Source organism: Pseudomonas sp. PL-6 (assembly GCF_054110165.1).
Genome location: NZ_CM134189.1, coordinates 1024834 through 1036979, shown reverse-complemented (window position 1 = coordinate 1036979; position 12146 = coordinate 1024834). Strand labels below are relative to the sequence as shown.

Annotated in this window: 12 protein-coding genes; 7 read left to right on the top strand and 5 right to left on the bottom strand. The window is 70.0% G+C overall.

Going from position 1 to position 12146, the window contains the following annotated elements; all coding sequences use genetic code 11:
- Positions 1 to 112: 112 nt before the first annotated feature.
- The 4 genes from ACW9UL_RS04605 to ACW9UL_RS04590 are packed head-to-tail and all read left to right on the top strand — an operon-like array spanning position 113 to position 3007.
- Complete coding sequence (locus tag ACW9UL_RS04605) at positions 113 to 577, top strand: hypothetical protein (RefSeq protein WP_021443312.1); 465 nt, start codon at positions 113 to 115, stop codon at positions 575 to 577.
- A gap of 52 nt (positions 578 to 629) precedes the next feature.
- Complete coding sequence (locus ACW9UL_RS04600) at positions 630 to 1460, top strand: SDR family oxidoreductase (protein WP_457789187.1); 831 nt, start codon at positions 630 to 632, stop codon at positions 1458 to 1460.
- Positions 1457 to 1825 carry a hypothetical protein gene (locus ACW9UL_RS04595; RefSeq protein WP_457789185.1) on the top strand — a complete coding sequence of 123 codons (369 nt, stop codon included), beginning with the start codon at positions 1457 to 1459 and terminating at the stop codon, positions 1823 to 1825. The genes ACW9UL_RS04600 and ACW9UL_RS04595 overlap by 4 nt, the downstream gene beginning before the upstream one ends.
- A 21-nt stretch (positions 1826 to 1846) precedes the next feature.
- Positions 1847 to 3007: an AAA family ATPase gene (locus ACW9UL_RS04590; RefSeq protein ID WP_457789183.1), complete on the top strand. Its 1161-nt coding sequence runs from the start codon at positions 1847 to 1849 to the stop codon at positions 3005 to 3007.
- A gap of 75 nt (positions 3008 to 3082) precedes the next feature.
- On the opposite strand, the gene trxB is transcribed toward ACW9UL_RS04590, so the two are convergent.
- On the bottom strand, positions 3083 to 4030 hold the full coding sequence (gene trxB, locus ACW9UL_RS04585) for a thioredoxin-disulfide reductase (protein ID WP_021444336.1): 948 nt from the start codon (positions 4028 to 4030) through the stop codon (positions 3083 to 3085).
- A gap of 235 nt (positions 4031 to 4265) precedes the next feature.
- Between trxB and ACW9UL_RS04580 the strand changes: the two genes are divergently transcribed.
- The 3 genes from ACW9UL_RS04580 (at position 4266) to ACW9UL_RS04570 (ending at position 8320) form a co-directional block, all read left to right on the top strand.
- Complete coding sequence (locus ACW9UL_RS04580; RefSeq protein ID WP_457789180.1) at positions 4266 to 6248, top strand: sensor domain-containing diguanylate cyclase; 1983 nt, start codon at positions 4266 to 4268, stop codon at positions 6246 to 6248.
- A 68-nt stretch (positions 6249 to 6316) separates the two neighbouring features.
- A complete protein-coding gene (gene cysZ / locus ACW9UL_RS04575; protein ID WP_457789178.1) occupies positions 6317 to 7075 on the top strand; it encodes a sulfate transporter CysZ in 759 nt (252 codons plus the stop codon).
- A gap of 15 nt (positions 7076 to 7090) precedes the next feature.
- On the top strand, positions 7091 to 8320 hold the full coding sequence (locus ACW9UL_RS04570) for a glycosyltransferase family 4 protein (RefSeq protein ID WP_457789176.1): 1230 nt from the start codon (positions 7091 to 7093) through the stop codon (positions 8318 to 8320).
- 128 nt (positions 8321 to 8448) lie between these two features.
- Here the strand turns inward: ACW9UL_RS04570 and ACW9UL_RS04565 are convergent, their stop codons facing one another.
- The 4 genes from ACW9UL_RS04565 to rluD form a co-directional block, all read right to left on the bottom strand.
- Positions 8449 to 9558 (bottom strand): NADH:flavin oxidoreductase, encoded by a 1110-nt coding sequence (locus tag ACW9UL_RS04565; protein WP_457789174.1) that lies wholly within the window; start codon positions 9556 to 9558, stop codon positions 8449 to 8451.
- A 57-nt stretch (positions 9559 to 9615) separates the two neighbouring features.
- Positions 9616 to 10206, bottom strand: coding sequence for a TetR/AcrR family transcriptional regulator (locus ACW9UL_RS04560; protein WP_457789172.1), 591 nt, complete (start codon positions 10204 to 10206; stop codon positions 9616 to 9618).
- A gap of 193 nt (positions 10207 to 10399) precedes the next feature.
- Positions 10400 to 11137: a peptidoglycan editing factor PgeF gene (gene pgeF / locus ACW9UL_RS04555; RefSeq protein ID WP_457789170.1), complete on the bottom strand. Its 738-nt coding sequence runs from the start codon at positions 11135 to 11137 to the stop codon at positions 10400 to 10402.
- Complete coding sequence (gene rluD / locus ACW9UL_RS04550; protein WP_457789168.1) at positions 11134 to 12108, bottom strand: 23S rRNA pseudouridine(1911/1915/1917) synthase RluD; 975 nt, start codon at positions 12106 to 12108, stop codon at positions 11134 to 11136. Before rluD ends, pgeF begins: the two co-directional genes overlap by 4 nt.
- Between the last annotated feature and the right edge of the window lie 38 nt (positions 12109 to 12146).

Sequence of the window (12146 nt, the reverse complement as noted above, 5' to 3'; positions counted from 1 at the left end):
CCCCGGATTGCATCCGGGCTACGCCCCTGTCACAGCTTGAGACAGCCCGTGCGGTTACCCTGACAAACCGCCTTGTGTAGGATGAGGGCAGACTTTTCCAAGGCTGCCCCCCATGCTGATCGGTGTCCTGCTCGTCGTCTCCTGGCTGATCCTGCTGATCCGCTACCCGCTCAAGGCCCTGCCGATCTCCATGGCGGCGCTGGCCGGCCTGGCCCTGGTCGCCAGCTGGGTGCTCTGGCAGGAAAACCGCGATGCCCGCTACCTCGCCCACCTGGAACTGCGCCTGCGCTACGATCCGCAGCAGTGCCCGGCCGACCGGCCGTTGTTCGTCACGCTGAAGAACGGCAGCGACGCCGCCCTGCTGGAACTGCGCTGGGAAGTCGCCGCCTACCGCCCCGGCAACGCCACCAACCTGGCTCAGCGCCTGTACGAATCGCCGCGCTACAGCGGCCCCGGCGAACTGCTGCCTGGCGCCAGCTGGAACGACTGCCTGCCGCTGCCCGACCTGCGCAGCGGCTACAGCCCGGCTACCCTGGAGTTTCGCGCCGAGCGCCTGCAGGGCCAGTTCGTCCGTTGAGCCCCGGGTTGCACCGCGCATACCGATAACCCGTCACAAGGAAGACCGCCGCATGTCCCAAGCCAATGTCCTGATCACCGGTTGCTCCAGCGGCATCGGCCGCGCCCTGGCCGACGCCTTCCAGGCCGCCGGTTACCGCGTCTGGGCCACCGCGCGCAAGGACGGCGACCTGGCGGCGCTGCGGCAGGCCGGTTTCCAGGCGGTGCAGCTGGACGTCAACGACGGCGCGGCCCTCGAACGCCTGGCCAGCCGCCTGAACGAGGAGATCGGCGGCCTCGAGGTGCTGATCAACAACGCCGGCTACGGCGCCATGGGCCCGCTGCTCGACGGCGGTGTGGAGGCCATGCGCCAGCAGTTCGAGACCAACGTGTTCGCCGTGGTCGGCGTGACCCGCGCCATGTTCCCGCTGCTGCGTCGCAGCCGCGGCCTGGTGGTGAATATCGGCAGCGTCTCCGGCGTGCTGGTCACCCCCTTCGCCGGCGCCTACTGCGCCTCCAAGGCGGCGGTGCACGCGCTGACCGACGCCTTGCGCCTGGAGCTGGCGCCCTTCGCCATCGAGGTGATGGAGGTGCAGCCCGGCGCCATCGCCTCCAGCTTCGGCGCCAACGCCAGCCAGCAGGCCGAAGCACTGATCCGCCAGGACTCGCCCTGGTGGCCGCTGCGCGACGGCATCCGCGCCCGCGCCGGCGCCTCGCAGGACAACCCCACCCCGGCCGAGGCGTTCGCCGCGCAACTGCTCGCTGCCGTGCAGCGCGACAAACGCCCGCGCCTGCTGCGCCTGGGCAACGGCAGCCGCGCCCTGCCGCTGCTCGCCGCGCTGCTGCCTGGCGCCCTGCTGGACCGGGTGCTGAGCAAGCGCTTCGGCCTGGCCCGCAGCCTGTGAGCGGCGCCGTGCAACTGCGCTACTACGCCCTCAGCGGGGTGCTCGCGGCGGTGCTGCTGAACCTGCTGCTGCGCACCTTCGTGCGCCTCGGCGGGGTGCTGACCACCCTGCTGATCGCCGCCGCCATCGCCGCCGGCCTGGCGCTGCTGTTCCACTGGCGCGAAGGGCGCGCGCCGAGCAACGCCGAACGCTGGCGCTTCACCGCGCTCTACGGCGGCCTGCTGGCGCTGCTCTACCTGGGCCTGCTGGCGATGATGGCCCTGCAGGACACCCCCAGCCCCATGGGCCTGTTCCTGTTCAGCCTGCACTACCTGTGCTACCCGCTGCTGGCCTGGCTGGCCTTCTCGCCGCGCCACGGCCGCTGATTCCTGGTCAGGACGACACCCATGCTGCATACCCTCGCCGTCGCCAACTACCGCTCGATCAACAGCCTGGTGCTGCCGCTGGGCCAACTCAACCTGATCACCGGCGCCAACGGCAGCGGCAAGTCCAATCTCTACCGCGCCCTGCGCCTGCTGGCGGAAACCGCCCAGGGCGGGGTGGTCAATGCGCTGGCCCGAGAGGGCGGGCTGGAGTCGAGTTTCTGGGCCGGGCCGGAGCAGATTTCCCGGCGCATGCGCAGCGGCGAGGTGCCGGTGCAAGGCGGCCCACGGCAGCACGCAATGCGTCTGCGCCTGGGCTTTGCCGGCGAGGATTTCGGCTATGCGATTGCCCTCGGCCTGCCCGAGCCGAGCCGCTCGGCCTTCGCCCTCGACCCGGAGATCAAGCGCGAGTGCATCTGGGCCGGCGCCAGCTACCGCCCCGCCTCGCTGCTGGTGGATCGCGCCGGGCCCATGGTGCGCCTGCGCGAAGGCCGCAGCTGGCAGGTGCTGGCCCAGCACGTGCCGAGCTACGACAGCCTGTTCGACCAGATCGGCAACGACCCGAATTGCCCGGAAGTCTTCCAGCTACGCGAAACCATTCGCCGCTGGCGCTTCTACGATCACTTTCGCAGCGATGCCGACGCGCCGGCGCGCCAGCCGCAATTGGGCACGCGCACACCGGTGCTGCATCACGACGGCCGCGACCTGGCCGCGGCGCTGCAGACCATCCGCGAGATCGGCGACCGCGCCGCGCTGGATGCCGCCATCGACGACGCCTTTCCCGGCAGCCGCCTGCACATCGACTTCCAGCCGGGCGGCCGTTTCGCCGTCGAGCTGCGCCAGGAAGGCCTGCTGCGCCCCTTGAGCGCTGCCGAGCTGTCCGATGGCACCCTGCGCTACCTGCTGCTGGTGGCCGCCCTGCTCACCCCGCGGCCGCCGTCGCTGATGGTGCTCAACGAACCGGAAACCAGCCTGCACCCGGATCTGCTGCCCGCGCTGGGCCGCCTGATCATCGCCGCCTCGCAGCACACCCAGGTGTGGGTGGTGTCCCACGCCAGCCGCCTGATCGCCACGCTCAAGCAAAGCCCGGCGTGCAACGCCCTGGAGCTGGACAAAGCGCTGGGCCAGACCTGCCTCCGCGGTCAGGGACTGCTGGACGAACCGGCCTGGCACTGGCCGGATTGAGTCATAGTGGGTGGGGGGCTACCACGAAAAAGCCCCGCCATCTCGCGATGCCGGGGCTTTGTCCACAACCGGAGCTCAATGCCCGTCGAGATAACGCTCGACATCCAGCGCCGCCATGCAGCCGGCACCGGCCGAGGTGATCGCCTGGCGATAGACCGAGTCGGCCACGTCGCCGGCGGCGAACACGCCGGGGATGCTGGTGGCGGTGGCGTTGCCCTCGCGCCCACCGTTGACCACCAGGTAACCGTCCTTGAGCGCCAGCTGGCCCTCGAACAGGCTGGTGTTGGGGGTGTGGCCGATGGCGACGAACAGCCCGTCCACGGCCAGCTCGCTGCTGGCGCCGTCCTGGTGCTTGAGGCGCACGCCGGTGACGCCGCCGGCATCGCCCAGCACCTCGTCCACCTCGGCATTCAGGCGCAGCTCGATCTTGCCCTCGGCGATCCGCGCGCGCAGCTTGTCCTGCAGGATCTTCTCGGCGCGGAAGGTCTCGCGGCGGTGGATCAGGGTCACCTTGCTGGCGATATTGGCCAGGTACAGCGCCTCCTCCACCGCGGTATTGCCGCCGCCGACCACCGCCACCGGGCGACCGCGGTAGAAGAAGCCGTCGCAGGTGGCGCAGGCCGACACGCCCTTGCCCATCAACGCCGCCTCGCTGGGCAGCCCCAGGTAACGGGCGCTGGCGCCGGTGGCGATGATCAGCGCGTCGCAGCTATAGATGGCGCTGTCGCCGACCAGGGTGAAGCGCGGCCCGACCAGGTCCACCGCGTTGATATGGTCGAAGACGATCTCGGTCTCGAAGCGCTCGGCGTGTTCCTGCATGCGCTGCATCAGCGCCGGGCCGGTGAGGCCGTGGGGATCGCCCGGCCAGTTGTCCACTTCGGTGGTGGTGGTCAGCTGGCCGCCGGCCTGGATACCGGTGATCAGCAGCGGCTTGAGATTGGCCCGCGCCGCGTACACCGCGGCGCTGTAACCGGCCGGCCCGGAACCCAGGATGATGACGCGGGCATGGCGAATGGCAGACATCGACGACTCCTCCCGGCAGCTGCGCCGGCTGAGATAAGAACGGGCTCCCGAGCACCTGGGGAAGGCTGACGCAGGGGGAGCCCGGCAAAGTGTGAAACTGGTCGCCAGGCTAGCGAGCGCTCGGCGCGAGCGGAAATACCCATTGCCAATGCGCGACATAGAGCCCCGCTATCGACCGGAAGGATCGCCCGCCCTGGCTATACTGGGCCCATCGACTTCAGGGACGAATGCCGTCATGACCCTGCGCACCCGCCTGTTCTCGCTGTTCGCCCCCCTGCTGGTGCTGACCCTGCTGGCCGTCTACGGCCTCTCCGAGCGCCTGCTGCTGAGCCGCTTCGACCAGCAGGACAACCTGCGCCTGCAGGCCGAGGCGCACAAGGCGCATGCCCTGCTGCTCGCCCATATCCACCGCACCAGCAGCCTGCTGCGCAGCTATGCCTGGTGGGACGGCAGCTACGAGCTGCTGCTCGGCGAAGGCGACCGCAGCCGCTTCCTGCGGCGCAACCTCGACCCCGGGCAACTGGCCAACCTCGACTTCGACTTCATGGTGCTGCTCGACGACCGCGGCCAGGTGGTGGTCGAACAATGGGCACCGCCGGACCTGCTCGACATGCTCCCGGTCGGCGGCGAGCGCCCGCGCAGCATCGCCAGCCTGCGCCGCGACATCCTCGCCCGCAGTCAGCGCCTGGGCCTTTTGCAGCACGGCGGCGATGCGCAGTTCCAGTCCGGCCAGCTGCTGCTGGTGCAGGGCGTGCCGCTGCTGCTGACGGTCAGCGCGGTGAGCAACAGCCAGGGCAGCGCCGAGGCCATCGGCAGCCTGCTGGCCGGCTATTTCTTCGACGGCGCACGCCAGGAGAACCTGCAGCTGCGCACCCTCGGCGACCTGCGCCTGCTGCCGCCCGTGGCGATGGACGACGACTGGCAACGCCTGGCCCTGCCCGCCGACACCCCGCTGCCGCAGGGCTGGCTCAGCCCGCGCAGCCTGCTCGACGCGCAGCGTCAGCGCATCGAGCTGCAATCGGCCAACAGCCTCGGCGAGCCGGAACTGCGCCTGCAGCTGACCGGCGAACGCATCAACTTCCGCAAGGGCGGCGAGGCCATCCACTTCTTCCTCGGCCTCAGCCTGGCGATCGCCCTGGCGGCGGCGCTGCTGGTGTACATCGGCCTGGAGTTCTGGGTGCTGCGCCGCCTCGGCCGGCTCAATGGCGAGATCGCCGCCATCGGCGACCAGGCCCGCCTGCCGCGGGTCGGCGACCTCGGCCGCGACGAGCTGGGCGCGCTCAGCACCGGCCTCAACCAGATGCTCGAGCGCCTGGAACAGAGCGAGGCGCGCGACCGCGTGGTGCTCGACGCGATCCACGACGGCTACTTCGAGGTGGACGCCGAGGGCCGCCTGCAGCGTTTCAACCGCGCCCTGGAGCGCCTGCTCGGCTACCGCGACGACCAGCTGCTGCACCGCCCCTTCGTCGAGCTGCTGGCCGGCGACGAGGTCGAGCGCGCCCGCCAGCTGTTCCAGCAGGCGCGCGACGACGCCAGCCGCGACACCTTCAACGCGCGCTTTCGCCGCGGCGACGGCCAGACGCTGGACTGCGAGGCACGGGTCAGCGCCATCCGCGAGCGCGGCGGCGCCTTGCTCGGCTACCGCGGCATCCTGCGCGACGTCAGCGAACGCATGGCCTACCAGCGCCACCTGCACGACCTGGCCTACCGCGACCCACTCACCGGCCTGGGCAACCGCAAGGCGTTCAACGAACAGCTGCAGCACGACCTCGACCAGGCGCTGAGCGGCAACGCCGGCCCGCTGGCCCTGCTGTTCATCGACCTGGACCACTTCAAGCAGGTCAACGACCAGTTCGGCCACGACGCCGGCGACGCCCTGCTGGTGGCCATCGCCGCGCGTCTGCAGCACGGCCTGCGCCAGCCCGGCAAGCTGTACCGCCTGGGCGGCGACGAATTCACCCTGCTGCTCGCCGGCGCCAGCGCCGAGGCCGCGCAGGCCCTGGGCGAGCGTCTGCTGGCCAGCCTCGGCGCGCCGTTCGACATACTCGGCGAGCGCATCGACTTCGTCACCCCGAGCATCGGCATCGCCCTCTGCCCGCTGCACGCCGGCGAGGCCGAGGCGCTGATCAAGGCCGCCGACAGCGCCATGTACCTGGCCAAGCGCAAGCGCAACCAGGTGGTGCTGTACCAGCCGCAGGCCAGCACGGCGGAGCCATGAACCGCTGAACTTTCGCCGCCCCGGCAAAGTCGGTATGGTCGCGCGACTCAACCACCCTGGAGCCCATCATGCCCGCTGCCCCCGTTCTGTCCGGCCCGCAATACCTGCGCGAAGGCCTGAAGCTGGTGCTCAGCCCCGGCCTGCGCCTGTTCGTGCTGCTGCCGCTGACGGTCAACCTGATCCTCTTCGTCGCCTTGATCGGCGTCGCCGTGCAGCAGTTCGGCGGCTGGGTCGATGCCTTCATGCCCAGCCTGCCGAGCTGGCTGAGCTTTCTCGAGTACCTGCTGTGGCCGCTGTTCGTGGTGCTGGTGCTGCTGATGGTGTTCTTCAGCTTCACCCTGCTGGCCAATATCATCGCCGCGCCGTTCAACGGTTTTCTCGCCGAGAAGGTCGAGGTGGTGGTGCGCGGCGAGGATCACTTCCCGCCCTTCAGCTGGGCCGAACTGGCGGCCATGGTGCCGCGCACCCTCGGCCGCGAGGCGCGCAAGCTGGCCTATTTCCTGCCGCGCGCCATCGCCCTGCTGATCCTGAGCTTCATCCCGGTGGTCAACCTGGTGGCCGCGCCGCTGTGGCTGCTGTTCGGCGTGTGGATGATGGCGGTGCAGTACATCGACTACCCGGCGGACAACAACAAGCTGAGCTGGCAGGACATGCTCGCCTGGCTGCGCGAAAAGCGCTGGCAGAGCCTGAGCTTCGGCGGCATCACCTACGCCGCGCTGCTGATTCCCTTCGTCAATATCCTCGTCATGCCGGCGGCGGTGGCCGGCGCCACGCTGTTCTGGGTGCGCGAACGCGGCGCAGAGCCCGTCACAAAACCGCAACCCTGACGTCACATGGGCTACATGGCGGCGGCCCAGACTGCCGTCATGAACCCGACCGCCCTGCAAATCACCCTGATCAGCGAAACCTACCCACCGGAAATCAACGGCGTGGCCAACACCCTCGGCCGCCTGGTCGAGGGCCTGCGCGGCCGCGGCCATCGCGTGCAGCTGGTGCGCCCGCGCCAGGCGACGGACCCGGCGCAGCCGCTGGACGCCGACCTGCTGCTGACCCGCGGCTGGCCGCTGCCCGGCTACCCCGGCCTGCAGTGGGGCCAGTCGGCGCTGCACAAGCTGCTGCGACGCTGGCAACGGCAACGCCCGGACGTGCTCTATATCGCCACCGAAGGCCCGCTCGGCCTGTCCGCCCTGCGCGCCGCCCGGCGTCTGGGCATCCCGGTGGTCAGCGGCTTTCATACCAACTTCCAGCAGTACACCGGGCACTACGGCGTCGGTCTGCTGACCCGCCTGCTGACCAACTACCTGCGCTGGTTCCACAACCGCTCGCAACTGACCCTGGTGCCCAGCGCCGGGCAGCAGATCGAGCTGCAGCGACGCGACTTCGAGCGCCTGGCCCTGCTCGCCCGCGGCGTCGACAGCCAGCTGTTCCACCCCAGCCGGCGCAGCGAGGCGCTGCGCGCCAGCTGGGGCCTGGGCCCGGACGAGCTGGCCGTGCTGCATGTCGGCCGCCTGGCCGCGGAGAAGAACCTCGGCCTGCTGGGCAAGGCCTTCGCCGCCCTGCAGGCGAGCCAGCCGCGCCGGCGCATGCGCCTGATCCTGGTGGGCGACGGCCCGCAGCGCGCCAGTCTCCAGGCGCAGCTGCCGGACGCGGTGTTCTGCGGCCTGCAACGCGGCGAGGCGCTGGCCGCACACTATGCCTCGGGCGATCTGTTCCTGTTTCCCAGCCTGTCGGAGACCTTCGGCAACGTGGTGCTGGAAGCGCTGGCCTCGGGCCTCGGCGTGGTGGCCTACGACCAGGCCGCCGCCGCCCAGCATATTCACCACGGGCACAACGGCGCCCTCGCCCGCCCCGGCGACGAGCACGGCTTCTGCGAGGCGGCCTGCTGGCTGCTGGAAGACGACGAGACCCTGCGCCGGGTTCGCCTCAATGCCCGCCAGCACGCCGGCAGACAGGGCTGGGACGGCATCGTCCAGCTGTTCGAACAGCACCTGCGCGGCGCCCTGCAGGCACCGCCCAAGGTCGCCGACAGGGCTGGCGCGGCCGCAATCCGGGGCAAGGCGCCCGGGCCCTGAGCCCTGCCGGATCGCAGCCGGGCTAGGCAGCCGAGGCGCACCCCGCCCCCTGCCAGCGGGCGTAAAAAAGCCCCGATGTGCCGGGGCTCGAAAGTGGGCGCCGCAAACCGGCGCCCGGGGAAGAAGCCTCAGACCAGCTGCATCAGCGCATCGCGGCTGAACGGCAGGATGTCGCCCTCGCGCCCTTCGCGCACCTTCAGCGCCCAGTCCGGATCGACCAGCAGCGCGCGGCCCACCGCCACCAGGTCGAACTCCTGCTTGTGCAACCGCTCGAGCAGGTTGTCGATGCTGGCCGGCTCGGCGACCTTGTCGGTCTTGACCATGAACTGCAGGAACTCGCCGTCCAGGCCGACGCTGCCGACGGTGATGGTCGGCTTGCCGGTGAGCTGGCGGGTCCAGCCGGCCAGGTTGAGGTCGCTGCCGGCGAATTCCGGCTCCCAGAAGCGCCGGGTCGAGCAGTGGAAGATATCCACGCCAGCCTCGGACAGCGGCTTGAGGAAGGCCTCCAGCTCCTCGGGGCTCTGCACCAGGCGGGCGCTGTAGTCCTGCTGCTTCCACTGCGAGAAGCGCAGGATGATCGGGAAGTCCGGACCGACCGCGGCGCGCACCGCCTGGATCAGCTCGATGGCGAAGCGCGAGCGGCCGGCCAGGTCGCCACCGTACTCGTCCGTGCGCTGGTTGCTGCCTTCCCAGAAGAACTGGTCGACCAGGTAGCCGTGGGCGCCGTGGATCTCCACGCCGTCCATGCCGATGGCCTTGGCATCGCGCGCGGCCTGGGCGAAGGCGGCGATCACCTCGTCGATATCCTGTTTGCTCATGCCGTGTACCACGACATTGCCGTCCTTGAGCTTCTCCATCGGCCCGTAGCCCGGCACGCCGGCGTCCGGCTCGGTACCCAGGCGTCGCACGTTGCCCACGTGCCACAGCTGCGGAACTATCTTGCCGCCCTCTGCATGCACCGCCTCGACCACCTGCTTCCAGCCGGCCAGGGCGTCCTCGCCATGGAAACGCGGCACGTTGGGGTAGCCGTTGGCGGCCTGGTGGCCGACCGTGGTGCCCTCGGTGATGATCAGGCCGACGCCGGCGGCGGCGCGGCGGCGGTAGTACTCCACCACCTGGGCGTTGGGCACGCCGCCGGGGGAGAAGGAACGGGTCATCGGCGCCATAACCACGCGGGTCGGCAGCTCCAGGTTGCCGAGGCGGAAGGGGGCGAACAGGGCTTGTACGGGGGCGCTCATGGGGTCTCCTGGGGCCGGCCAACCGACCGGTCGTCTCGTTTCAAGGGTCAAGAAAAATCAGGCCTGCAGCAGACGCTCCAGGCGCAACACAAAAGCTTCCAGCGGCTGCAGGCTGCGGCCCACCTTGAGCCGCGCCAGCACGCCCTGCCAGGCATTGGCGATAAACACGGCGAGGTTGCCGCAGTCCTCGTCGGCGCTCAGCTCGCCGCTGGCGCGCGCCTGCTCCAGGCACTGACGGAGGATTTCCACCGAGGCCTGCTGGATGGCCTCCACTTCGGCGCCGATGGCCGGCAGCATCTCGCTCATCTCGAAACTCAGGCTGCCGATGAAGCAGTGGTACTGCGGCGAGTCCTGGCGGGCGAAGTGCGCCAGCAGGTCGCGGTAGTAGCCGAGGATGCGCGCCCGCGGGCTCAGCGCCGGGTTGCCCAGCGCCTGGGCATAACGCTCCAGCCGCGGGCGGTAGATAAAGGCCAGCGCCTGCAGGGCGAAGTCTTCCTTGCTGGCGAAGTAGTGATAGAAGCTGCCCTTGGGAATCCCGGCGGCCTGGACGATCTCCTGTACCCCGGTGCCGTGGTAGCCGCGACGGGTCATCACCGCCGAGCCCTTGCTCAGGATCAGGTCGCGCTTGTCGAGTCGAATGCTGTTCATGGCGCCGAGCATATGACCGGTCGTCTCGCTCGGCACAGCACTATTGATGATGGTGATTAAGAGCTACAAAAGCGCCGATTAGCGGAGATGGCGGGATGGCGGGATGGCCGTAGGGTGGATATCGCTTTTTATATCCACCAGAGCGGTGGATCGATAAAGCGCGATCCACCCTACGCGGTCAGGGTATCCCGACTCAGGGTTGCAGCCAGATCAGCGAGGCGAAACGCCCGGTGCGTGGGCTGCGCCGGTAGGAATAGAAACGCGAGTCGTTGTAGGTGCACAGGCCGCCGCCACTGACCGCGGTCACGCCGACGGCGGCCAGGCGGATGCGCGCCAGCTGGTAGATATCGGCCATGTACTTGCCGGCATTGGCGCCGGGGACGAAGGCGCTCGCCGCATCGCCGTGCTGGCGGACGAAGGCCTCGCGCACCTCGGCGCCGACCTCGAAGGCCGCCGGGCCGATGGCCGGGCCGAGCCAGACCAGCAGGTCCTCGGGCGCCACGCCGAGCGCCTGCACGGTGGCCTCCAGCACGCCGCCGGCCAGCCCGCGCCAGCCGGCATGGGCGGCGGCCACCCGAGTGCCGGCGCGGTCGCAGAACAGCGCCGGCAGGCAGTCGGCGGTCATCGCGGTGCAGGCGATGCCGGGGGTGGCGGTCCAGCTGGCATCGGCCTCGGCGACCCGCGCCGGGTCGGCGACGACCACCTGGATGCCATGCACCTGGCGCAGCCAGGCCGGCTGGCAGCCCAGCTGGCTGAGCAGGCGCTGGCGGTTCTTGGCCACGGCGGCGGGGTCGTCGTCGACATGCTCGCCGAGGTTGAGGCTGTCGAACGGCGCCGCGCTGACACCGCCGCGGCGTGTGGTGACGCAGGCGCGCACTCTGGCCGGCGCGGGCCAGTCCGGGGTCAGCCAGTCATGTGCCCTGGCGTTCACCCGACGAAGGCCTCGCGGTCCTGGCGCAGCAGGGTGAGCAGCCAGACCAGGTCGTCCGGCAGCGGCGACTCCCACTTCATGCGCTTGCCGGTGGCCGGGTGATCCAGCTCGAGGAAACGCGCGTGCAGCGCCTGGCGCGGGAATTCCTTGAGGCTCTGCACCAGGCTCGGGCTGGCCGCCGGCGGAATGCGGAAGCGCCCGGCATACACCGGGTCACCCACCAGCGGGTAGCCGACGTGGCTCATGTGCACGCGAATCTGGTGGGTGCGCCCGGTTTCCAGCTTGACCCGCACATGGGTGTGCGAGCGGTAGCGCTCCAGCACCCGGTAGTGGCTGACCGCCGGCTTGCCGCCGTCGGTCACCGCCATGCGCTGGCGCTGCGCCGAGCTGCGGCCGATGGGCGCGTCGATGGTGCCGCCAGCGGTGATCACGCCGATGCAGACGCATTCGTAGATGCGGCTGACCGTGCGCTTCTGCAGCTGCTCGACCAGGATGGTCTGCGCCTGCAGGGTCTTGGCCACCACCATCAGGCCGGTGGTGTCCTTGTCCAGGCGGTGGACGATGCCGGCACGCGGCACGTTGACGATGTCCGGCACGTGGTGCAGCAGGGCGTTGAGCAGGGTGCCGTCGGCGTGTCCGGCCGCGGGGTGGACGACCAGGCCGGCCGGCTTGTCGATCACCAGCAGGTGCTCGTCCTCGTAGACGATGTTCAGTTCGATGTCCTGCGCCAGCCACTCGCCCTGGGCTTCCTGCTCGGCGTCCAGCACCAGCTGCGCGCCGGCATGGACGATGTCACGCGGGCGCGCCACGGCGCCGTCGACGGTCAGCCGGCCGTCCTTGATCCAGGCGGACAGGCGCGAGCGGGAGAACTCGCCGAACAGCTGCGCCGCCACCTGGTCGAGGCGCTGCCCGCCCTGTTCGAAGGGCACGGTGGCCTGGAGTTGGATCAGCTGTTTATTGATAGAAGTCATCTTCGGCAACGGCGGGAGCCCGGCCTTTGGTTTCGGCG